Raw genomic sequence first — 20,336 nt, forward strand, 5'->3', positions numbered from 1 at the left:
TACTTGATGTAGTTGCAGGGGGGGGCCGCATCGCTGGCGATGCTTTTCGGCGGGATTCGGGATTCGAAAAGCATCGTCCGTGAGCACAAGGGGCAGAAACGAAAGGCCGGCACGAAGCCGGCCTTTCGTGCATGGATGCCCGAGCAGCTCAGGTATCCGCGTTGGTGGCCCAGCCCTCGCGATCGCCGCGCGTGAACACGCGGTCGCCGTCGAGCACGTCGCCGGCGGCGTGGGCCGGCTGTTCGCTCAGGCTGGCGTAGATCGGCGTGAAATCGGGATGCGTCGCCTCGAACAACTGCTCGAAGCCGTCGATCACGAAATAGGTCTGCTGGTAGGTGTCGATGCGGTAGCGGGTACTCATCACGCGCTCCAGTCCGAAGCCGATGCGGTTCGGCGAAGGCGAATCCAGCGCGTAGATCGACTCGCCCTTGGAGCTGACGATGCCGGCGCCATAGATGCGCATGCCTTCGGCGGTGTTGATCAGGCCGAATTCCACGGTATACCAGTACAGCCGCGTCAGGTTCATCAGCGCTTGCGGACCGATCGCGAACGCCTTCATGCCGCCGCGGCCGTAGGCCTGCATGTAGTCGGCGAACACCGGGTTGAGCAACAGCGGCACGTGGCCGAACAGGTCGTGGAACAGGTCCGGCTCGCTGAGGTAATCGAGCTGGTCGGGTTTCCGGATCCACCAGCTGACCGGGAAGCGGCGGTTGGCCAGGTGGTCGAAGAACACCTCGTCCGGCAGCAGGCCCTCGACCGCGACCACTTCCCAGCCGGTGGCCAGGCCGAGCACCTTGTTCAACTCGGCGAATTTCGGGATGCCACCGTCACCAAGGCCGAAACGCTCCACGCCGGCCATGAACTCCTGGCAGGCACGTCCGGGCAGCAGTTCGCGCTGCCGCTTGAACAAGGTGTCCCACACTTCGTGATCGGTCTTGCTGTAGGCCGCCCAAGGCTGCTCGACTACGCCCGTGGCGTACACCGGTACATAGCCGCGATCAGTCTGCTGGTGTTCGACCTTGCGGGGCGGGGTGTTTTCCATGGCGTACTCCGGTGCAGCGTGGGCAGAGCCACAGCTTACGGCGATACACCTGCACGAAGGTTGTTTTATTGTCCGATTCAGCCACGTCCATGCATTATCATTGCGCGAACTACATGCACGGAAGGAGTTTATTGCGCGTGGCTACCCTTGATCGCACCGACCTGCGCATGCTCGCGGTATTGCAGAGCGAGGGCCGCATCACCAATGCCGAGCTGGCGGAGCGTGTCAGCCTGTCGCCGTCGGCCTGCCTGCGCCGGCTGCAGCGGCTGGAGGGCGAAGTGATCACCGGCTACGCGGCGCAGATCGATCCGCAGGCGGTCGGGTTGGGTTTGCAGGCGTTCGTGCGGGTGCAATTGACCAAGCATGAGAGCGCCGCGATCGAAGGCTTCGTCGAGCACGTCAACGGCTGGGACGAGGTGGTTGCATGCCACGCGCTGACCGGCGACATGGACTACCTGCTGCATGTCTACGTGGCCGACCTCAAGGATTTTTCGCGCTTCCTGCTGGACCACTTGTTGAACGCGGCCGGGGTCGCCGATGTCAACTCCAGCTTCGTGCTGCGCACGGTGAAGCGTTCGCCGTCGTTGCCGCTGACGCAACTGGAGCGCTGAGTCCCCGCGCCCGTATCAACTAACGTTAAACTAACCGACTGATGACTACCGACACCGCGACCCTCCCCGAGCGTGACCTGCTGCGCCCGCTGCGTTACCTGTGGCGGGTGCCGTTGCTGCTGCTGCATATCCTGCTCGGAATCCTGCTGTGTTCGCTGATCCTGAGCTGGAACCAGCACGCGGTGATGGAGAACGGCCGGGAGCCGTTCGCGCACCGGATGATCCGCTGGTGGTCGACCAAACTGCTGCGTGTCTTCGGCATGCGCTCGGTGCGTTTCGGCACGCCGTTGGCCGATCCGGTGATGTTCATCGCCAATCACACTTCGTGGATCGACATCGAGCTGTTGCACAGCCAGCGCGCCGCGTGTTTCGTGGCCAAGGCGGAGATCGCCCGTTGGCCGCTGGTCGGCTGGATGGCGGCCACCGGCGGCACCATCTTTCATCGCCGCGGCAACAACCATTCGCTGGCTTCGGTGATGCAGGTGATGGTCGAGCGCCTGCATGACGGGCGTTCGGTGGCGGTATTCCCGGAAGGGGGCACCGGTTACAACGGCGTGCTCAAGACTTTTCACGCGCGGATCTTCCAGGCTGCGCTGGATGCCGACGTGGCGGTGCAACCGGTGGCGCTGCGCTTCGCGCGGGGTGGACGACGGGTGATCGACGCGGGTTTTCGCGAAGGCGAAAGCTTCATGGGGAACATCGTGCGCCTGCTCGGTGGGGCGCCGATGGACGCCGAAGTGCATTTCCTGACCCCGGTGCCAGCCAGCCCCGAGGCGCGGCGTCGCATGGCCGAGTTGTCGCGCGAACGCATCGGCGCCGCACTGGAAGATCGCCTGGAATGAGCCTGCCGCACGGAAAGGATTTCCGCCCGCCCTGGCCGCTGCGCAGCGGCCATATCCAGACCATGCTGTCCTCCAGCGGTGTCCGTCGCATCCTGTTGCCAGGCGCTGCCAAGACCGTGCTGGGGGATGCCGAAGCGGTGGTCGTCGATGGCGGCGGCGGCGTCCGCCTGACCGGCGCGCATACCCGCCAGAAGTCCCGACCGCAGCCTCGTGGCCTGGCCGTGTTGTTTCATGGCTGGGAAGGCAGCGTCGATTCCACCTATGTGCTGCAGACCGGCAGCCGCCTGCTGGCCGATGGCTGGGACATCTTCCGGCTGAACTTCCGCGACCACGGCGACAGCCACGGACTCAACGAGGCGCTGTTCCATTCGTGCCGCATCGACGAGGTGGTGCATGCGCTGGGCGAGATCGCGCAGCGCTGGCCGGCACGCCCGATGGCGCTGGCGGGTTTTTCGCTGGGCGGCAACTTTGCGTTGCGCGCGGCGCTGCAGACATCCCGTGTCGGCATCCCGCTGAGTTACGTGCTGGCGGTGTGTCCGATCATCGATCCGGGTGAGGGCCTGTTCTCGCTGGAAGAAACCGCGCCGTGGTTCTACCAGGCGTACTTCATGCGCAAGTGGCGGCACTCGCTGCAGGTCAAGCAGAAGGCCTTTCCGCAGCACCAGTATTTCGAGATGTCCGAGCTGAAGCAGCACCTGCGCGGGCTGACCGAGGCGATGGTGTTGCGGCATACCGACTTCAAGTCGCTGCAGCAGTATCTGGACGGCTATTCGGTGGCCGGCGACATCATGCAGGCGATGCAGATTCCCGCCAGCATTCTTACCGCGAAGGACGATCCGGTGATCCCGGTCAGCAGTTTCGAGAAACTCGAACTGCCGCCGAACGTGGAGCTCGACATCGCCCCTTACGGTGGCCATTGCGGTTTCATCCGCGACTACGGCATGACCAGTTTCACCGACGATTACATCGCGGCGCGCTTCAACGCGCTGGCCGCCGGTCGAATCGAAACCGATTGATCGTTTGACGCCTGCCGGTTCCCGGGATGCTGCGCCGCGGTTTGACAGGATCAATTTAGATCGATACAAATTGCGTCATACCGGCGTTTCTCCATTCCAGCCTTTCTTGGCGCATGCCGCCATGTACGTGAATGAGCCGCCATTGCCGCAACAGGACAGAGGGGCTGGTCGTGACTGGATTGCCGTTGACGAAGTTCATGCAGGCCGGACCCTGGCTGCGGCGCGGGTTGTGGCTGGCCTGCCTGCTACCTGCGCTTGCGGCCGCCACCGCCCCTGAAGCGACTTTTCGCAGTTCATTCGAACCCGCCGAACCGTTGCCGCTGGCGCACGCCGATTCGTCATTCAGCGTCACCGTGGCTGGCGGTCCCAGCCAGGCGGCGGCGCTCACGGCCAAGCCCGGCGTCGGGTTCAGCGGGTTGCACTCGCTGCGCTATCGCGGCCATGCGGGTGGGCTGCAGCGCACCGACCTGTATGCGGTGAATCTGCCGGTGCATGCGGACACGCAACTGTCGTACGTGCTTTTCCCCGCCTCGAACGGCGACGACCTGCGCAATCCGGCGAACTACGTAGCGGTCGATCTGCAGTTCGACGATGGCAGCTGGCTTTCGAGTCGCGGCGCCGTCGACCAGCATCGTGTCGGCGCCTCTGCACATGCGCAAGGCGAGGGCCGCACGCTGTATCCGGATCAGTGGAACCTGCTGTCGATCGACCTTGGCCGTGTCGCCGCCGGACGCACGATCAAGCGCATCGTGCTGAGCCACGATGGCCCCGCCGCGAACATCGAGGGCTACCTTGACGACCTGCGCATCGGCGCCGCGCCGGTCGATGCGCGCCGGCGACCCAGCGAGTTCGTCGACACCCGCCGCGGCAGCAACTCCAACGGCCGCTTCTCGCGCGGCAACAACTTCCCCGCCGTGGCCGTGCCGCACGGCTTCAATTTCTGGACGCCGGTGACGGATGCCGGCTCCAACTGGATGTACCAGTACCAGCAGCGCAACGGTGCCGACAATCGTCCGCGACTGGAGGCGTTCGCGCTGTCGCACGAGCCGAGTCCGTGGATGGGTGATCGGCAGACCTTCCAGCTGATGCCGGCGGCGGTCGCCCATGGCGCGCCGAGTGCTAACCGGGCGAAGCGCGCATTGAGTTTCAGCCATGCGGACGAGACTGCACAGGCGCATACCTATCGCGTCGCGTTCGACGACGGCATCGTCACCGAGATCGCGCCGACGGACCACGCGGCGATGTTCCGCTTCACGTTCAAAGGCGACCGCTCCCAGCTGGTATTCGATAACCGCGACGATCATGGCGGCATCACGCTGGATCCGGCCGGGCGCAGCTTCAGCGGCTGGTCCGAGGTAAAGAGTAGTCTCTCCGCCGGCGCCACGCGGCTGTTTTTCTACGGTGTGGTCGATCGACCGGTCGGCGAAAGCGGCCAGCTCGCCGGCGAAGGTCGCGACCATGTGGCCGCCTGGTTCGGCTTCGACACCCGCAAGAGCAAGGTGGTGAACCTGCGCATCGCCACCTCGCTGATCGGGGTGGCGCAGGCACGGCACAACCTCGAACTGGAAATCGCCCCCGGCGACAACTTCGAGGACGTGCGCGAACGCGCGCAGAAGCAGTGGGATGCGCAACTCGGCATCGTCGACGTGCAGGGAGCCAGTCGCGACGAGAAAACCACGCTGTACTCCAACCTGTATCGGCTGTTCCTGTATCCGAACGAGGCGTACGAGAACACCGGCAGCGCCGCGCATCCGGTCTATCGCTACGCCAGCCCGTTCTCCGCGGCGACGGGCACGGACACCGCCACGCAAACCGGCGCGCGCATCGTCGACGGCAAGGTGTTCGTCAACAACGGCCTGTGGGATACCTACCGCACCGCGTGGCCGGCGTACACCTTGCTCACGCCGACCAAGGCGGGCGAGATGATCGACGGCTTCGTGCAGCAATACCGCGATGGCGGCTGGATCGCGCGTTGGTCCTCGCCCGGTTACGCCGATCTGATGGTCGGTACCAGCGCCGACGTGGCGTTCGCCGATGCCTGGCTGAAGGGCGTGCGCAACTTCGACGTGCGCGCGTTCTACCAATCCGCACTGAAGGACGCGACCGTGGTCAGCCCGCTCAAGGGCACCGGCCGCAAGGGGCTCGAACGCTCGGTCTTCAACGGCTACGTCGACACCTCGGTCGATGAAGGCCTGTCGTGGTCGATGGCTGGCTACCTCAACGACTTCGGCATCGGCGAACTGGCCCAGGCGCTGGCTGCGCAGCCCGCCGACGGCGACGCCTATGCCGCCCACTACGCCGACGACGCCCGCTACTTCCGCAGCCGCGCACGCCAGTTCATCAGGCTGTTCAATCCGGCGGTGGGCTTCTTCATGGGCCGCGGCGCGGATGGCCGCTGGCGCACCGACGCGGCCCATTTCGATCCGAAGACCTGGGGCGGCGACTACACCGAGACCAATGCCTGGAACATGGCTTTCGAGGGCGTGCAGGACGGCCAGGGCCTGGCCAGTCTCTACGGCGGCCGCGCCGGCCTGGCACGCAAGCTCGACGCGTTCTTCGGTGCCGACGGCGACTTCCACGTCGGCAGCTACGGCGAGCCGATCCACGAAATGCTGGAAGCGCGTGATGTGCGCATGGGCCAGTACGGCCACAGCAACCAGCCGTCGCACCACATCCTCTACATGTACGACTTCACCGGTCAGCCATGGAAAACGCAGAGCAAGATCCGCGACGCACTCAGCCGCCTGTATGTCGGCAGTGAAATCGGCCAGGGCTATACGGGCGACGAGGACAACGGCGAGATGTCCGCCTGGTACCTGTTCAGCGCCGCCGGCTTCTATCCATTGCGCATGGGCACGCCGGAATACGTGATCGGCGCGCCGTATTTTCCGCACATGGATATCGCGCTGGAAAACGGCAAGCACATCGTGATCGATGCGCCGGCCGTCAGCGATACCAACCGCTACGTGCAAGGCCTGCGCGTCAACGGCCAACCGTGGAACAAGCTGACCTTGCCGCATGCGCTGCTGGCGCAGGGCGCGACGCTGGAGTTCACGATGGGCCCGAAACCTTCACGCTGGGCCAGCGACGAAGCCGCCTTGCCGCCGTCGCTCACCACGCAAGGCCGGCCACAACCCTTGCACGATGTCACCGACGGTGGCCTGGGTGATGCCCGCGGCACGCCGCTGATCCCGCAGCTGGCCGCGCTGTCCGACAACGACAGCACCACCGCCGCCACGCTGCCTGCCACGGCGACGACGATCGATTGGCACTTCGCCAAACCGCGTGAGGTCGCGATGCTCACGCTCACCTCCGACGCCACCGCAGCCGCGCCATCGAGCTGGCAACTGCAGGCATCCCGTGATGGCCAGCACTGGGACACGCTGGATACACGTCGGCACGAACGTTTCGACTGGCCGCGGCAGACGCGGGCGTTTGCCGTCCGCACGCCTGGCGAATACACGTACTACCGGCTGCATTTCGACGCGAACACCGCTACCGCGCTGGCGGAAATCGAGTTGCTCGGTCACGCAGCCGCACCCTGAGCCACGCATCGCAGAACTTGCACCGCCCCACGACACGGGGCGGTGCAACCGGTTCAGCCGCCGCCGAGACGGCGTTGCCGCATCCAGCAGGCAATGCTCATGCGATCGCGCACGGCCGGTAGCACTTCGTGCTCGAACTGCGCCGACAGGAACAACAGCAAGGTGCCGGCTTGCGGATAGATGTCGCGATACGCACCGTCAGCCAGGTAGAGGCGCAGCGCACCGCCTTCGGCCTCCTGCCACGCCGAGTTGAGATAGAACACCGCCGAGACGACGCGCGCATCGTTGTCGCGCAGCCGGTCGAGATGTCGCGCGTAACCGGCGCCGGGGCGGTATACGGCGTAGTGCGATTCACAATCGACCAGGCCCAGCATCAGTTCGCGATTGAGCGCGATCCGCAGCGCATCGATACGATCGGCAAACATCTGCTGCGGTGCGCTCATCGCGCCATCGACGAACCAGTGCGTGCTGTCGCCGCGCAAGGCCGAGGCGACGCGACCGGCGCCGGTACCCGCCGGCAACAACAATCTGGCGTCATGCATCGTCGCGCATTCGGCGGCCAGGGCCCGCGTCTGCACCGCCGACAGCAGACCGGGCAGCGCGCACCAACCCTCGGCGGCGAGCGCACCCGCCGCGGCATGGAACACATCGGTACCGGTATCCATCGAACGCCTTGAGATGCACGGGATAGCGAAGTTGCCGATCCGGTGCGGGCCCTGTGGCCGGCGCGGAAAAGGTTGCTGCAAGGTACGGTTGACGGGGTCAGCCCACGCCGGCCAGCAGCGCCGGCAGCATACGCTCAAATGCGCGCTTCAGCGCTGGCGCAACGGATCGAGCAACGACGACAGCCCGTTGTGATCGATCTCCAGCGCCAACGCCAGCCATCGACCCAGTTGCCCGGACGGAAAACCCTTGCGCGCGAACCAGGCCAGGTAGGCCCCGGGCAGGTCCGCGATCAATCGTCCCTGATACTTGCCATAGGGCATGCGCACGGTCACCAGTTGCTGGAGATCCTCGGCTTTCATCATGGAGGCACTCAATCCGCCGCGACGCAGCGTCCCTGCGCCCACGCGCGCAGTGCGGCTACCTGTTCGCGCATCAACACCGATAGCGGTCGGGTCTGTTTCAGCGCATCGAGCAGGGTCGGCTGGTCTGGTGCGTTGCCGGTGCTGGCGGCGTCGTACAGGGCGCTGACGATGGTCTGCTCGATCTCGGCGCCGGAGAAGCCGGCGCTGGCGATGGCGAGGGCGGGCAGGTCGAAGGTTGCCGGATCGAGTTTGCGACGCGCCAGATGCATGGCGAAGATCTCCCCGCGTACGTCGGCCTGCGGCAGGTCGACGAAGAAGATCTCGTCGAAGCGGCCCTTGCGCAGCAGTTCGGCGGGCAGTTCCTGCACGGCGTTGGCAGTGGCGACGACGAAGACCTTGGCCTTGCGTTCGGCCATCCAGGTGAGCAGGTAGCCGAGCACGCGACGTGATACGCCACCGTCATCGCCGCCGCCGGCGAGGCCCTTCTCGATCTCGTCGATCCACAGCACGCAAGGCGACAGCAGCTCGGTGCTGGCGAGCGCGTCGCGCAGGTTCTTCTCGGTCTCGCCGTGGTACTTGTTGTACAGCGTGCCGAAGTCCAGTCGCACCAGCGGCACGCCGAAGCCGCCTGCTATGGCCTTCGCCGCCAGGCTCTTGCCGCAGCCCTGCACGCCCAGCAGCAGCACGCCTTTCGGCGGATCGAGCAGCGGCGTGGTGGCGGGATCGAGGAATACGCCGCGGCGACGCTGCACCCATGCGCGCACGCGGCTGACCCCGGCGATGTCGGCGAAGCTGGCGGTGGCGTATTCGTAGTGCAGCAGGCCGGAGCGGTTGAGAAGCTCGAACTTGGACTGCATCAGCTCGGGCAGGTCGGCGTGATTGAGTGCACCGTCGTTGTAGATCAGCTTGCGCACGATGCGCCGGGCATCCGGTGCGGACAGGCCCAGCAGGTTGCGCACGATGGTGCGCGCGGCATCGTTGTCCACCTCGATCTTGCGTCCCTGCTCGCGCTGCCACGCCACCGCCTCGCCGCGCAGGATGCCGGCGAGCTCCCTGATGTCGGGCAGCGACAACGGCACGCGCAGCGCCAGCGCTTCGAGTTCTTCCGGCAACTCGACCTTGGCACCGACCAGCACGATGGTGTGCGCGGCGGAACGCTGGCGCTGCACGATCTCGCGCAGTTGGCGCAGGCTCATCGCATAGCGCAGCAGGCTGTGGAAATCGAACATCAGGTAGATGCCGCGCTCGCCCTGCGCGCGGATCGCCTCCAGCGTGGCGGTGGCGTCCGGCGCGACTTCGCCGTCGCGCTGGGCAAAGTCGAGCCGGGTCAGGCCGTCGATCAGGGTCCAGCGCCACAGCGGATGCAGCGCCTGCGCGATCACGTGGCGAAAGCACTCGATGACCCGCTGCTCGTCCACTGTCTCGATCACCAGCAAGGGCGTGGCGGCGCGCACCAGGGTGGTGAGATCGTCCAGTTCGCTCATGGTTACCCCTAACGAAGGGCGTCACGTTAGCAGAGCAGTGACTTTCTGACAGTGCGCATGCGGGTATACGCTGGGCGCTCCCCTCGTGGAGTGCCGCCATGCGCCTGCTGTTTTCGTTGTTGCTGATCGTCTCGTCGCTGCCGGCGCTGGCCGCGCCGCAGCTGGACAAACTGGTGCTGCCCAAGGGTTTCCACATCGCGCTGTATTCCGGCCAGGTGCCGAATGCGCGCGAGATCGCACTGGGCACGAACGGCACCGTGTTTGTCGGTTCGACCGATGCGGGCAAGGTCTACGCGCTCACCGACGGCAACGGCGACGGTGTGGCGGACAAGGTGCGGGTGATCGCCAGCGGCCTGCAGACGCCGATGGGCGTGGCCTTTCACGATGGCGATCTGTATGTGTCGGCGGTGAGCCGGATCCTGGTGCTGCGCGACATCGAGCATCATCTGGATGCACCGCCGAAGCCCGAACTGGTCACCGACAAGCTGCCGACCGAGACCCATCACGGCGGCAAGTTTCTCGCGTTCGGCCCGGACGGCAAGCTGTACGTGCCGATCGGCGCGCCGTGCAACATCTGCGATCCGGCGCCGGCGCACGGCAAGCTGACCCGCATGAATGCGGACGGCAGCGGCGTGGAAGATGTGGCGGTGGGCATCCGCAACACGGTCGGCTTCGACTGGCAGCCGGGCAGCGGCCGACTGTGGTTTACCGACAATGGTCGCGACGAACTCGGCGACGATATTCCCAGCGATGAGCTGAACGAGATCACCCGCTCCGGCGCGCACTTCGGTTATCCGTATTGCCACCAGGGCGACACGCTCGACCCCGAATTCGGCAAGGGCAAGAGCTGCAAGAGCTACGTGCCGCCAGTGCTCAAGCTGGGCGCGCACGTTGCGTCGCTGGGTATGCGCTTCTACGCCGGCAAGCAGTTTCCGGCCGGCTACAAAGGTGCGGTCATCGTCGCCGAGCACGGCTCGTGGAACCGCACGCAGAAGTCCGGCTATCGGGTGATGACGGTGCGCCTGAACGGCAACAAGGTGGTGTCGTACGAACCGCTGATCACCGGCTTCGAGCAGGGCGAAAGCGCCTGGGGCCGCCCGGCCGACGTGCAGCCGCTGCCCGATGGCAGTTTGCTGGTCAGCGATGACCTGGCCGGCGCGGTGTATCGGGTGACTTACCAAAAACCCTGAAACAGCCGTGCTCCCTCCCCTGCGCAGCAGGGTAGGGGTGGGGTCAGCTCTTGATCTTGTCACCAGCGCGAACTACTGCGTCCCAGCCCGCTCCTGTCGAGCAGGCGAAGGGCGAACGAAAAAAATTTTCATTTCCTGGAGAAGCGACATGCAGCTACGCAGTGACAATTTCGAAAACGGCAAGCCGATTCCCGCCGAATATGCGTTCGGCCGGCGCGCGCAGCCGTTCGCGCTGTCGGACAACCACAGCCCGCACCTGGCGTGGAAAGACGCACCATCCGTCACCCGTTCGTTCGTGCTCACCTGTATCGACACCGACGTGCCCAGTCGTGGCGATGACGTGAACAAGGAAGGTCGCACGGTGCCCGCCGAGCTCCCGCGAGTCGAGTTCAGCCACTGGTTGATGGCGAACATCCCGGTCGAATGCGGCGAGCTCGCCGCCGGCGCCTGCAGCGACGAGGTCACCCCGCGCGGCAAGCGCGATCCGTTCGGGCCACCCGGCAGCGTGCAGGGCGCCAACGATTTCACCGGCTGGTTTGCTGGCGATGCCGACATGGGCGGCGAGTACCTGGGCTATGACGGCCCATGCCCACCCTGGAACGATGCCATCGTGCATCACTACCATTTCCGGGTGTATGCGCTCGATGTTCCATCGCTCGCGCTGATCAAGGGTTTTTCACTGGCGGAACTGCGTGCGGTAATGGTGGGGCATGTACTGGCGGAAGCTGAACTGATCGGCACCTACAGCCTCAATCCGGACGTCGCCGGCTGAACGAACGTGGGCGTGGCGTGCACGCCATCGGCGGCTCTCTTCACACTCGCATGGCATGGGCTATGGGTGAATGGCATCACGCGGTTTCCCGTCGCTACCTGCCACCCACATCAAAGAGGACGCCCCCATGCTTCATTACGCCCTGGTTTTCCTGGTCATCGCCATCATTGCCGCCGTGCTTGGTTTTGGCGGCATCGCCGGCGCCGCTGCCGGCATCGCGAAGATCCTGTTTGTCATCTTCCTGATCCTGGCGATCATCGCGTTCTTCCGCCGAGCCAGTTGATCGTCGCTGTCGTCCTGCGTTTACGCCATAGTGAGCCTTTCCGGAGCAAGCAATGACCAAGCAAGTCCAAACCCCCGAACAGCTCGCCGTTGATCCTATCGACGAGCGGGCCGAACGGATCAAGCAGGCCACCTCCAACGCCGTGGCAAGCACCAAGGAGACGGTCGAACGTACCGCCGATACCGTCGAGGAAGGCCTGCATCGCGCCACCGACAAGGCTGCCGACGCCGCCCACAAGGCCAGCGACAAGGCCGCCCAGGTCAGCGAGCGTGGCCGCGAGGTCTACGACGAAACGATGGATCGCGCCGATGCGTGGCTGGAACAGGCCCGCGACTACGTCCGCGAGAAACCGGTACAGTCCGTTGCCATCGCGCTCGGTGCCGGCTGGCTGCTCGGCCGCATCCTGCGGCGCTGAGTCACGCGACGCGGGAGCTGAGAATGCACAACGAGGGGGAATCACCTCGCGAAGCGACGGCGCCGGATCCGGCGCCGTCATCGTCTGGATTGCTGACGGAGATCGGCCAGCTCGGCCGCGCGGTCAAGCGGCTGTTTGGCGCTCAGCTGCACCTGCTGGCGGCGGAACTGGGGCTGGCGCGCAGCGCGGTTTCCTGGATGCTGTTGGCGGGGCTGGCCGCCACGGTGGCCGGCGTCGGTTTCGGGCTAACCGTGCTTGGCCTGATCGGCGTGTTGCTGGCGTCGTGGCTGGGCTCGTGGATATGGGCGCTGCTGGTGCTTGCCGTGTTGCAGGTGCTGTTCCTGGCCGGTGCGATCCTGATGTTCCGCCGCTGCATGCACTGGATGAGCCTGCCCGCCACGCGCGGCGAATGGCACGCCATGGTGCGCGATACCTTGCGCAAAGCCGAAGACGAAGTCGAAGCTGAGGCGCATATCGAACCGGAGCATCGCCCATGAGTGTTTTGAAGCAAGTCGCCAAGGTGCAGGAAGCGCAGCTGCGCGTGAGCGTGGTACGCCATGAACTGAGCACGCCGGCGGCTGCCTTGCTGTCGCGCGGCCGCAAATACCCGCTGACCACGGTGGGCACCGCGGCCGGCGCCGGGTTCGTGCTGGGCAGCCTCAACGTGCATCCGATGCGCATTCCGGGGCTGGGCAGTTTGCTGGGTGGTGGCCTGGCCGAAGCGGTTGCCTACGCCACGCGGCTGGTGGTCGACCTTGGCGTGAGCGGGTTCGAGCATCGCGCATCCGATGCCCGCGCCGACGAACCGACCGATCAACGGGATGACAGCGAACCGACATGAGCGATCCCGAAGAATTGTCTCCGCCGGAAAATGAAGTGGCGGACGACAGCGTCGCGGCCATCCTGCTCGGTCCAGAGCCGCCGGACGCGTCCACGTCCGCCAATCCCGCGCCGCGGGCCATGGCGGTGCGTCGACTGAACGTCGCGCGTGGCACGCGCCGGCATCTGCGCGCCATCCGCATGGTGTTCAATGCGCTGCTGCTGCTGGCGTTGATGTACACCATCACCTTGACCAAGGCCCTGCTGATTCCGCTGGTGCTGGCCGCGTTCATCGGGTTGGCGTTGAATCCGATCGTTGCCGCCGGCACGCGCTTCAGCCTGCCGCGCTGGCTCACGGCGAGCGTGCTGATGATCGGCCTGATCATCGGCATCGGCACCGGCGTCGGCCAGCTCGCACAACCGGCCATCGGCTGGTTCCATGGCGCGCCCACGGCGATCAGGTCCTTCGTACCCAAACTGCGCAATCTCACCAAGCCGCTTGAAGCAGCCAACCGCGCCACCCAGACCCTGGTCAACGGCACCACCCGCGCCCAGGCACCGCAGTCCACACCCATATCGATCAGTGCGTGGGACGTGGTTTCCACGGCGCCGAAAGTGCTCGCGGCGGTGCTCAGCGTTTTGCTGCTGGTGTTTTTCTTCCTGATCTACGGCGATTCGATGCTGCGCCGGCTGGTCGAGATCACGCCCAGCTTTGCCTACAAGCGGCATGCGGTGACGATCGTGCGCGGGATCCAGACCGAGATATCGCGCTACCTGCTCACCGCTTCCCTGATCAACGTCAGCCTGGGCGCGACCACCGCCATCATGCTGTGGCTCTACAAAGTGCCCGATCCGTTGCTGTGGGGTGCGGTGGCGATGTTCGCCAACTTCATTCCCTATGTCGGCGCGATCGTCACCACCAGCTTGCTGGCGGTGGTGTGCATGCTCTACGCGAACGATGCGAACCTCGATGTGTTTTTGCCGGTGCTGACCTTCGCCGGCATCACCGCTGTCGAAGGCAACCTGATCACGCCGATGATCCAGGGCGCCAGCATGCGGCTCAGCCCGATCGCGATCCTGCTGTGGCTGCTGGTGTGGGGCTGGCTGTGGGGCATTCCCGGCGCGCTGCTGGCGGTGCCGATGCTGACCTGCACCAAGCTGATCACCGAACGCGTGCGCGGATGGGAGTGGTTCGCGCACATCGTGCAGCGTTGAAGACGATCGACGCCACGTCCGTCAGATTTCATCCTGCGACAGGTTGAGCAAGGTATAGCTGCGCTGCTCGCCTTCGAACTTGTCGCCGCCTGCCGATACCAGCGTCACGTGCCGCTGCACCATGATCACGTCGCTGACGATGACGCCCCTGCGGATCGTGGTGTAGCCGCTCCAGCTGGCCTTGCCCGGGATCACCGATACCTCGATCGTCTTGCCGGCTGTGGTGGTGATCTGCATCGGTTTGGTGCTTTTCTCGCGAGCCTGGTCGTCGGACGACAGACCGTTGCCGTTGCCGGTCCGGGACAGCGTGACGACCTCGTTGCGCGGATCGACGCGCAGCACGCGCACCTGTTCGGTGCCGGCCGGGCCGATTTCCCACGGCTTGGGGATGGCGACGTCCCAGGTCATTCCGGCGCGCAGTACGTCCGGCGCCTTGCCCCACAACAAGGGATTGAAGATCACGCCGCTGGTCTGGTCGTTGATGCGGCACTTGTCCGCATGGCAGTTGGTGATGCCATCGCCAAGGATCTCGATGTCGTGCACCGGCCCGTTGGCCGGATAGCCGTCGTAACGATCGTCTTCGTCGAAAACCGTCGCCTTCGTCGTTACGCCGGTCACCGTGTAGTCGGCGGTGCCGCTGATGCGATCGACCTTTTCCTTGAACCCCGATCCCTTTATCGAGACGGCCTTGGAGAACACGTCGGACAACTGCTCGCCCACCTTGAGATGGGGACGCAGAAATGTCTGGGCTGGCTCGGCGTGCGTCAGCGAGGTGCCCACGCAAAAAATCGAAGCGCAAAAGGCCACACGGCCGACAGCACGGAAGCAGGGATTCATCACGATCTCCAAGGAGTGTTCGTTGCCGACGATTGCCCGTCGAATCAAGTGCGCTGGGTATTCAGCGAGCGATGTCGTGCGCGCGCAGCACGTCGGAAATGTCGAATCGCCAGAGATTGCGCGAGCCGTTCAGCGGTGACTGCAGGCGTCGCCGCAGCGAGTCTGCGTCGTCGCGTGACTTGGGGAAATGCATCTCGTCGCGACGTCCGCTCGATACGTACAGCTCGCCGAACGCCGGGCCCAGCGACGGCGCGTTCTCCAGCATGCGGCTGTTGACGTCGCCGCCCAGGTGCTCGGGCTTGCTCCAGCGGCCGTCCGGCTGGCGGAACACGATGTAGATGTCGGCACTGCCCAGCGCATCGCCTTCGTTGCCGGCATACAGCAGGAAGCGGCCGGCCGGGTCCACCGCCGGATCCATGCGGTTGACGCCGATGTCGCCCAGTTCCTGCCGCACCGGCGCCGCGTAGCCGTCACCCTGCGGGTGTGCCACGTAGATCTGGTAGGCCTTGCCGGAATCGGCGCGATGCGCGGAGAAATAGATGTCGCCGTTGGCCGCCACCGACGGGTTGTAGATCATCGCGCCGTCGTTGAGTGCGCCCTCGACATGCACCGGCGCGCTCCAACCGCGCGCGAGCCGTTCGACATACCAGAGGTTGGTGCCCGGAAACGGGTGGCCGCTCATCTCGGCCATGAGCGGCGCCGCGCCCGCGCGCACCGGCCGGTTGGAAACGAAATAAAGCCGGTTGCCATTCGGCGCCAGCGTCGGTTCGGAGTCGTGCCACCGACCGGAGAACGTCGCCACCTGCGGCATCGACCAGAAGCCGCCGCTGCGGCGCGAGACCATGATGGTGTCGTCGGCCTCGGCGAAGTCCGAGCGCATGAAATACAGCGTCTGGCCGTCCGGCGAAAGCGCCGCCGACGTCTCCTGCAGGCCGGTGGAAATCACGCCCGGTCCGAGCAGTTCGCCGGTGCTTGCCGCCCGCGCGGCGGGTACCGCGGCGAACGTGATCGCGATGCAGGCGGCGAGAACGAAATGGCGAGGGGACATGCTATCTCCTGAGGGTTGCGGTTGGATCGCGGTGGCGATGCCGAATGGGACGAGTCACGGCGCGCGGTGTGCCGCCAGCCAGGGCGCCAGCGACAGGCGCCAGATGTGGTTGTTGCCGTTGTCCCACGCGCGCATGCGCGCCAGGTCCGCGCGTGCCTGCACTGACGAGCGCGGGTAGTCCACCTTCGCCGTGTAGTTGCTGGTGAAGTACAACGTGCGTCCGTCCGGGCCCAGGTGCGTGCCCCACGGTTCGTAACGGTTCACCGCATCGCCGAGATCGATCGGCGCGCTCCAGCCGTCGCCGGCGCGGAAAGCGATGTACAGACGGTCGGGCTTGTCCTTGCCGGCGTAGTTGGCGTCGAACACGATGAACGACTGGTCCAGTGCGATCGCCGGATCCAGTTCGTGCGCCGCCGGATCGCCCAGCGGGAGCCGCTGCGGCGACTGGTAGCGGCCATCGCGCCAAGCCGTGCGATACAAGTGGAACTCGTGTGCCGGTTCGTCGCGCCGCTGGTAGTACACGTCGCCGTTGGCCGCCACGCTGGGCGCGTAGATGCTCGACGCATCGTTCACCGCATCGGGCAGTCGCACCGGCGTGCTCCAGCCCTCACCACGTCGGTCGACCCGCCACAAATGGCCGCCGCGCAGCGCCGGCCCACCAACCACGTCGGCCCGGTTGGAGGTGTACACCAGGAACGAACCGTCCGGCGCCATCGCCGGATCGTGGTCCTGCCATTGCCCGGAAAACGGCGCGATCTCGGGTGTCGACCAGCCGTCGCCCACGCGATGCGATTCCATGATGAAACCGTTCCAGCCCGCCTGCTGATCGAAGTAGACGGTGGCGCCGTCCGGCGCAAAGGTCAGGCAATCCACACCCGCCGGACCGGAGATCGTGCCGGGCGCGAAGATCTCCGGCGCTGGGGATGTCACGCTGGCAGCGTGGACGCCGGGCATGCCGCAAACAGCCAGTGCGACGAGGCTGCCGGCGAGCAGGGTGAGCGGGCTTTGGGCCATGCGTATTTCCGACGGGACGACGGTGCGACCGAGTCTGCGCAGCGGCGTCGGCGCATCGCCGCCGCTTTGTGACGAGCGGAGATCCACGGTGACCAGCGGTCGTCAACGCGGGACAATCGGTTCGACCTCGTCGCGCAATCGGGCGCCCGACGCGTCGCCAGCAAGGCCCCTATCCCTTTGTAGGAGCGACTTCAGTCGCGATGCCCTTGCTTCTTCCCATCCCCAACACACCGAACTCTTTTTTCTTCTTCTGTAGGAGCGACTTCAGTCGCGATGCCCTTAGCTTGTTCCACCCCTCAGCACACCAAGCTTTCAAGGCAAAAGCTTTCGTCCTCCTTCGGCGCCCGAGTCACTTTTCCCTTGCGTGGCCAAGAGAAAAGTAACCAAAAGAGAAGGCCACCCCGCTTGGCGCTTGCCGGCATGGGGCAACCGCTCCTGCGTTGCCTCAACTCGGGCATCCATGCCCTCGCCATGGGCGGCAAGTCCGTGAGCCGGGGCCGGGCTTTTCGATCGGACTCCTGTCCGAGCGAAAAGGAGCCGACATCCCTGTCGACTCCCGCGACGCGGCCTGCCGACCCCGCCTCACCGCCGCACAGGGGCCCCGGGTAGAGCAGCGGGCCATCCTGGCCCGCACTCGGTGCGCAACCGCTGCGCGGTTGCGAGAGCCAACGGCTCTTGGTGTTGGATGGATATTCCGCCCGTGAGTGTCTGCTATCGGCGGCGAGTTCAACCGGTCGACTGCTGCATATTGACACCGCAAAACGGTCGTTCGAAACGTGTTGAGCACCGGCAGCGTAAATGCTCAGCATCCTGCAATGCCTGAATTGAGCGGCGGCGACGCTGTCCGCCTCTAATGAATTTTTAGAAGTGTGCTCTGAAGTCGTCAGGATTATAAATTGTGTCGAACTTGTCTTTAGGAATTGTCTTGCCAGACTCGACCGTTCGATTCATCTCTTTAACCACTGACTCCAAATACCGAAGATAGGCTCTGTGATCCTCCGTTCCTGGTGACAGATTAGGGTCTCCCTGATTTTTCAGATGAAAATCGATATGCCATTTAATGATTGCACAGTTGCTGTAACCATGTTTAGTCAGTTCTCCCAGTTCTTCCGCACATCTTAAGAACTCAGCGCTAGGGCCGTTTGCGCGATGTTCCTTGCGCATCGCGACGCATAAGTTTTCAAGTTGGCTTAGCATGGTGTTCTGAGCACCAACCAATCCGTGAATCATCTGAAAGGATATTCTTTGACTTTGGTTTAGATGAAGAAGGACGTCCTTGTAATAATTAGAGAAGATTGGGCCCGATACTCCTATAGCAGCAGATTCACCGAATCCTTGAGCACCGTATAGTTGAAGATTGCGGCCGTAGAAGTAGAGGAGACGCGTTGCCTCCTGATCAATGTCTTTCAACTCTTCAATTAGGAGCTTCAACGTCTTTACTCGCTGAAAGTACGCCCTAATGGTTGTCCCTACCTGCGCAAGGAGGAAACCCGCTAAGGCTCCTGATAGGCCAATCGAAAGTTTCATCAGGCCATCAGAATCCATTGTCACACCTCTAACGCCTGAGTTAAGCCGCGCCGCGAAGCGGCGTCGGCTTGGACAAGTAAAAGAGACTTCCTCCCCTTTTCGGCCTCGAGGGCCATGATGGTGTTGCGAAACAACCGTCAGCAGAAGAGGACGTCTCCATGAGCACTATAACCATTGGCGTGGACTTGGCGAACCAGGGCAACATGCGCTCCGTGCCGGTGAAGTTGGTCGATCAGCAGGTGCGGTTGTCGTGGCATCGGGTGCGTGAGGGTTACAAAGTCGAGTCGCTAGCCATCGGCAACCAGATTCGCGGGCTGCTGGCCGAGTTCGGCGTGATCGTCGCGAAGAGCGACCTGGCCTGCGCCGTCTATTGGCGGACCTGGAGACACAGGCAGATCTGCCATCCGAGCTATGGGAGCTGCTGCGAGACCTTGCCGATCACTGGGCGCAGTTGCGCGTGCGTCCGGCTGCATGCCATCGTCGGCGTCGGGCCGATCACCGCCGATGCGGCGGTCGCCACGGTCGGCAACGCGCGCGAGCTCAAGCGAGGTCGACAGATGGCCGCCTGACTGGGCCTGGTACCCACCCAGCACTCCAGTCATGGTCATGCGCGACTGGGCGAGATCAGCTGTCTTGGCGATATGCACGCTGCTAGTCTAGGGCGCCCGCAGTAGTCTGTAGCGGGCCAAGGCCGTCGCGCCGGAAAAGGCCACATCCGAGCAGGGATGGATACGCACGCTGGATGGCCGAATGCCGTTCGGCAAGGTCATCGTCGCCATTGCCAACAAGCATGCCCGGCAGCTCTGGGCGATGCCGGCGCACGAGGTGGACTAGGACCCGCATGCCTGCCTACAGCACCCCATACATCGGCAGCGCCAGGCGGCTTGAGCCAGCGTTTCGATTCAACGTCAGCGCGAAGTGGTAGGCAACGGTCAGATCAACCCGGAGAGAACCTGACTAACATGATGGACGTCCAAACGATGTTCTGTCTGATCCATAGGCACCGGACAGTCCGGTGAACGAATGAGGTCTTCAGGTGCGGTTTATACAGAGGTCCGAGCCGGGAATATGGGCTCAACAATACCGGTTACGGAAATGCAGTCTGACATCCTCTGAACACGCAGGGCACTGACAATCGGCACGCGGCAAACAGGTCAACACGATGATCAGCAGCGGCCTGAAAGCTCAGGGAAAAAGCTTCATGCGGCTGGTATTGACGGAAAGTCTCTTAGGTAGATGTTAGGCGCGTGGAAGCACCCAAGGATTGAGCTTGTGACCTTTTTGCTCTACGCGACGCCGCACTGCCTCAATGATTGTCCCAAGCCCCGGGCCACTGAGAAGGCCGTCAATTGGCGTGTCTTTGAATGTGAGCAGTGGCGCGTTGTCCGGTCCGTAGACGCGAAAACCAACATCTTTGTTGAAGTCGTGAAGCTCGGCGACACACTCCAGTGGCATGAAAGCAGACTGGAGAATTTCAATGACCTGATCTTTTGCTCGCATGCAGCACCTAACGCTGGAGTTAAGCGGCGGCGTCGCCGTCCGCCTTGAACGAGATGTTAGACGGTTACTGGCCAGTCACGCGAGCTGACCGATCTAGGTTTTGAACGTGGTGCATCCTCAGTCATCCTTGGATATGCCAAGCAACCGT

General features: G+C 64.3%; 20 protein-coding genes and 1 pseudogene. 12 read left to right on the forward strand and 9 right to left on the reverse strand.

Annotated elements, in window-relative coordinates; all coding sequences use genetic code 11:
* Positions 1-148: 148 nt before the first annotated feature.
* Complete coding sequence (phhA, locus tag ACPPVV_RS00180) at positions 149-1,042, reverse strand: phenylalanine 4-monooxygenase (RefSeq protein WP_426701473.1); 894 nt, start codon at positions 1,040-1,042, stop codon at positions 149-151.
* Positions 1,043-1,179: 137 nt separating this feature from the next.
* Here phhA and ACPPVV_RS00185 point away from each other — a divergent pair, with 137 nt between their 5' ends.
* From ACPPVV_RS00185 to ACPPVV_RS00200, 4 genes are all read left to right on the forward strand, one after another.
* A complete protein-coding gene (locus tag ACPPVV_RS00185; protein ID WP_426701474.1) occupies positions 1,180-1,653 on the forward strand; it encodes an Lrp/AsnC family transcriptional regulator in 474 nt (157 codons plus the stop codon).
* A gap of 41 nt (positions 1,654-1,694) precedes the next feature.
* Complete coding sequence (locus ACPPVV_RS00190; RefSeq protein ID WP_426701475.1) at positions 1,695-2,495, forward strand: lysophospholipid acyltransferase family protein; 801 nt, start codon at positions 1,695-1,697, stop codon at positions 2,493-2,495.
* Positions 2,492-3,511, forward strand: a complete 1,020-nt coding sequence (locus tag ACPPVV_RS00195; protein WP_426701476.1) for a YheT family hydrolase — start codon at positions 2,492-2,494, stop codon at positions 3,509-3,511. Before ACPPVV_RS00190 ends, ACPPVV_RS00195 begins: the two co-directional genes overlap by 4 nt.
* Before the next feature lie 197 nt (positions 3,512-3,708).
* Positions 3,709-7,056: a GH92 family glycosyl hydrolase gene (locus ACPPVV_RS00200; protein WP_426703286.1), complete on the forward strand. Its 3,348-nt coding sequence runs from the start codon at positions 3,709-3,711 to the stop codon at positions 7,054-7,056.
* Between the two features lie 53 nt (positions 7,057-7,109).
* On the opposite strand, the gene ACPPVV_RS00205 is transcribed toward ACPPVV_RS00200, so the two are convergent.
* The 3 genes from ACPPVV_RS00205 to ACPPVV_RS00215 all read right to left on the reverse strand — a co-directional run bounded on the left by ACPPVV_RS00205 (position 7,110) and on the right by ACPPVV_RS00215 (position 9,568).
* On the reverse strand, positions 7,110-7,721 hold the full coding sequence (locus tag ACPPVV_RS00205) for a 2OG-Fe(II) oxygenase (RefSeq protein ID WP_426701477.1): 612 nt from the start codon (positions 7,719-7,721) through the stop codon (positions 7,110-7,112).
* A 147-nt stretch (positions 7,722-7,868) separates the two neighbouring features.
* Positions 7,869-8,081 (reverse strand): DUF3820 family protein, encoded by a 213-nt coding sequence (locus ACPPVV_RS00210; protein ID WP_426703287.1) that lies wholly within the window; start codon positions 8,079-8,081, stop codon positions 7,869-7,871.
* An 11-nt stretch (positions 8,082-8,092) separates the two neighbouring features.
* Complete coding sequence (locus ACPPVV_RS00215; protein ID WP_426701478.1) at positions 8,093-9,568, reverse strand: AAA family ATPase; 1,476 nt, start codon at positions 9,566-9,568, stop codon at positions 8,093-8,095.
* A gap of 98 nt (positions 9,569-9,666) precedes the next feature.
* Here ACPPVV_RS00215 and ACPPVV_RS00220 point away from each other — a divergent pair, with 98 nt between their 5' ends.
* The 7 genes from ACPPVV_RS00220 (at position 9,667) to ACPPVV_RS00250 (ending at position 14,262) form a co-directional block, all read left to right on the forward strand.
* Positions 9,667-10,758, forward strand: coding sequence for a PQQ-dependent sugar dehydrogenase (locus tag ACPPVV_RS00220; protein WP_426701479.1), 1,092 nt, complete (start codon positions 9,667-9,669; stop codon positions 10,756-10,758).
* A gap of 148 nt (positions 10,759-10,906) precedes the next feature.
* Positions 10,907-11,530, forward strand: coding sequence for a YbhB/YbcL family Raf kinase inhibitor-like protein (locus tag ACPPVV_RS00225; RefSeq protein WP_426701480.1), 624 nt, complete (start codon positions 10,907-10,909; stop codon positions 11,528-11,530).
* Positions 11,531-11,657: 127 nt separating this feature from the next.
* Entirely contained in the window at positions 11,658-11,813 is a 156-nt protein-coding gene (locus tag ACPPVV_RS00230) for a DUF1328 domain-containing protein (RefSeq protein WP_007809737.1), read from the forward strand.
* Between the two features lie 52 nt (positions 11,814-11,865).
* Complete coding sequence (locus ACPPVV_RS00235) at positions 11,866-12,228, forward strand: DUF883 family protein (RefSeq protein WP_426701481.1); 363 nt, start codon at positions 11,866-11,868, stop codon at positions 12,226-12,228.
* Between the two features lie 23 nt (positions 12,229-12,251).
* Positions 12,252-12,725, forward strand: a complete 474-nt coding sequence (locus tag ACPPVV_RS00240; RefSeq protein ID WP_426701482.1) for an ABC transporter ATP-binding protein — start codon at positions 12,252-12,254, stop codon at positions 12,723-12,725.
* Positions 12,722-13,069 carry a hypothetical protein gene (locus ACPPVV_RS00245; RefSeq protein WP_426701483.1) on the forward strand — a complete coding sequence of 116 codons (348 nt, stop codon included), beginning with the start codon at positions 12,722-12,724 and terminating at the stop codon, positions 13,067-13,069. Before ACPPVV_RS00240 ends, ACPPVV_RS00245 begins: the two co-directional genes overlap by 4 nt.
* Before the next feature lie 119 nt (positions 13,070-13,188).
* A complete protein-coding gene (locus tag ACPPVV_RS00250; protein WP_426703288.1) occupies positions 13,189-14,262 on the forward strand; it encodes an AI-2E family transporter in 1,074 nt (357 codons plus the stop codon).
* Between the two features lie 21 nt (positions 14,263-14,283).
* On the opposite strand, the gene ACPPVV_RS00255 is transcribed toward ACPPVV_RS00250, so the two are convergent.
* The 4 genes from ACPPVV_RS00255 to ACPPVV_RS00270 all read right to left on the reverse strand — a co-directional run bounded on the left by ACPPVV_RS00255 (position 14,284) and on the right by ACPPVV_RS00270 (position 18,706).
* Complete coding sequence (locus ACPPVV_RS00255) at positions 14,284-15,042, reverse strand: hypothetical protein (protein ID WP_426701484.1); 759 nt, start codon at positions 15,040-15,042, stop codon at positions 14,284-14,286.
* A 118-nt stretch (positions 15,043-15,160) separates the two neighbouring features.
* On the reverse strand, positions 15,161-16,147 hold the full coding sequence (locus tag ACPPVV_RS00260) for a TolB family protein (RefSeq protein WP_426701485.1): 987 nt from the start codon (positions 16,145-16,147) through the stop codon (positions 15,161-15,163).
* Between the two features lie 54 nt (positions 16,148-16,201).
* Positions 16,202-17,161 (reverse strand): TolB family protein, encoded by a 960-nt coding sequence (locus tag ACPPVV_RS00265; RefSeq protein WP_426701486.1) that lies wholly within the window; start codon positions 17,159-17,161, stop codon positions 16,202-16,204.
* 861 nt (positions 17,162-18,022) lie between these two features.
* Positions 18,023-18,706, reverse strand: a complete 684-nt coding sequence (locus tag ACPPVV_RS00270; protein ID WP_426701487.1) for a hypothetical protein — start codon at positions 18,704-18,706, stop codon at positions 18,023-18,025.
* Positions 18,707-18,876: 170 nt separating this feature from the next.
* On the opposite strand from ACPPVV_RS00270, the pseudogene ACPPVV_RS00275 reads away from it, so the two are divergent.
* Positions 18,877-19,519: pseudogene (locus ACPPVV_RS00275) on the forward strand (transposase); the annotation flags it as partial.
* A gap of 408 nt (positions 19,520-19,927) precedes the next feature.
* Here ACPPVV_RS00275 and ACPPVV_RS00280 read toward each other — a convergent pair.
* Complete coding sequence (locus ACPPVV_RS00280; protein ID WP_426701488.1) at positions 19,928-20,188, reverse strand: hypothetical protein; 261 nt, start codon at positions 20,186-20,188, stop codon at positions 19,928-19,930.
* Positions 20,189-20,336 lie beyond the last annotated feature (148 nt).

Origin of the sequence: Rhodanobacter sp. Col0626, assembly GCF_049994385.1 — a bacterium.
Classification (GTDB): Bacteria; Pseudomonadota; Gammaproteobacteria; order Xanthomonadales; family Rhodanobacteraceae; genus Rhodanobacter.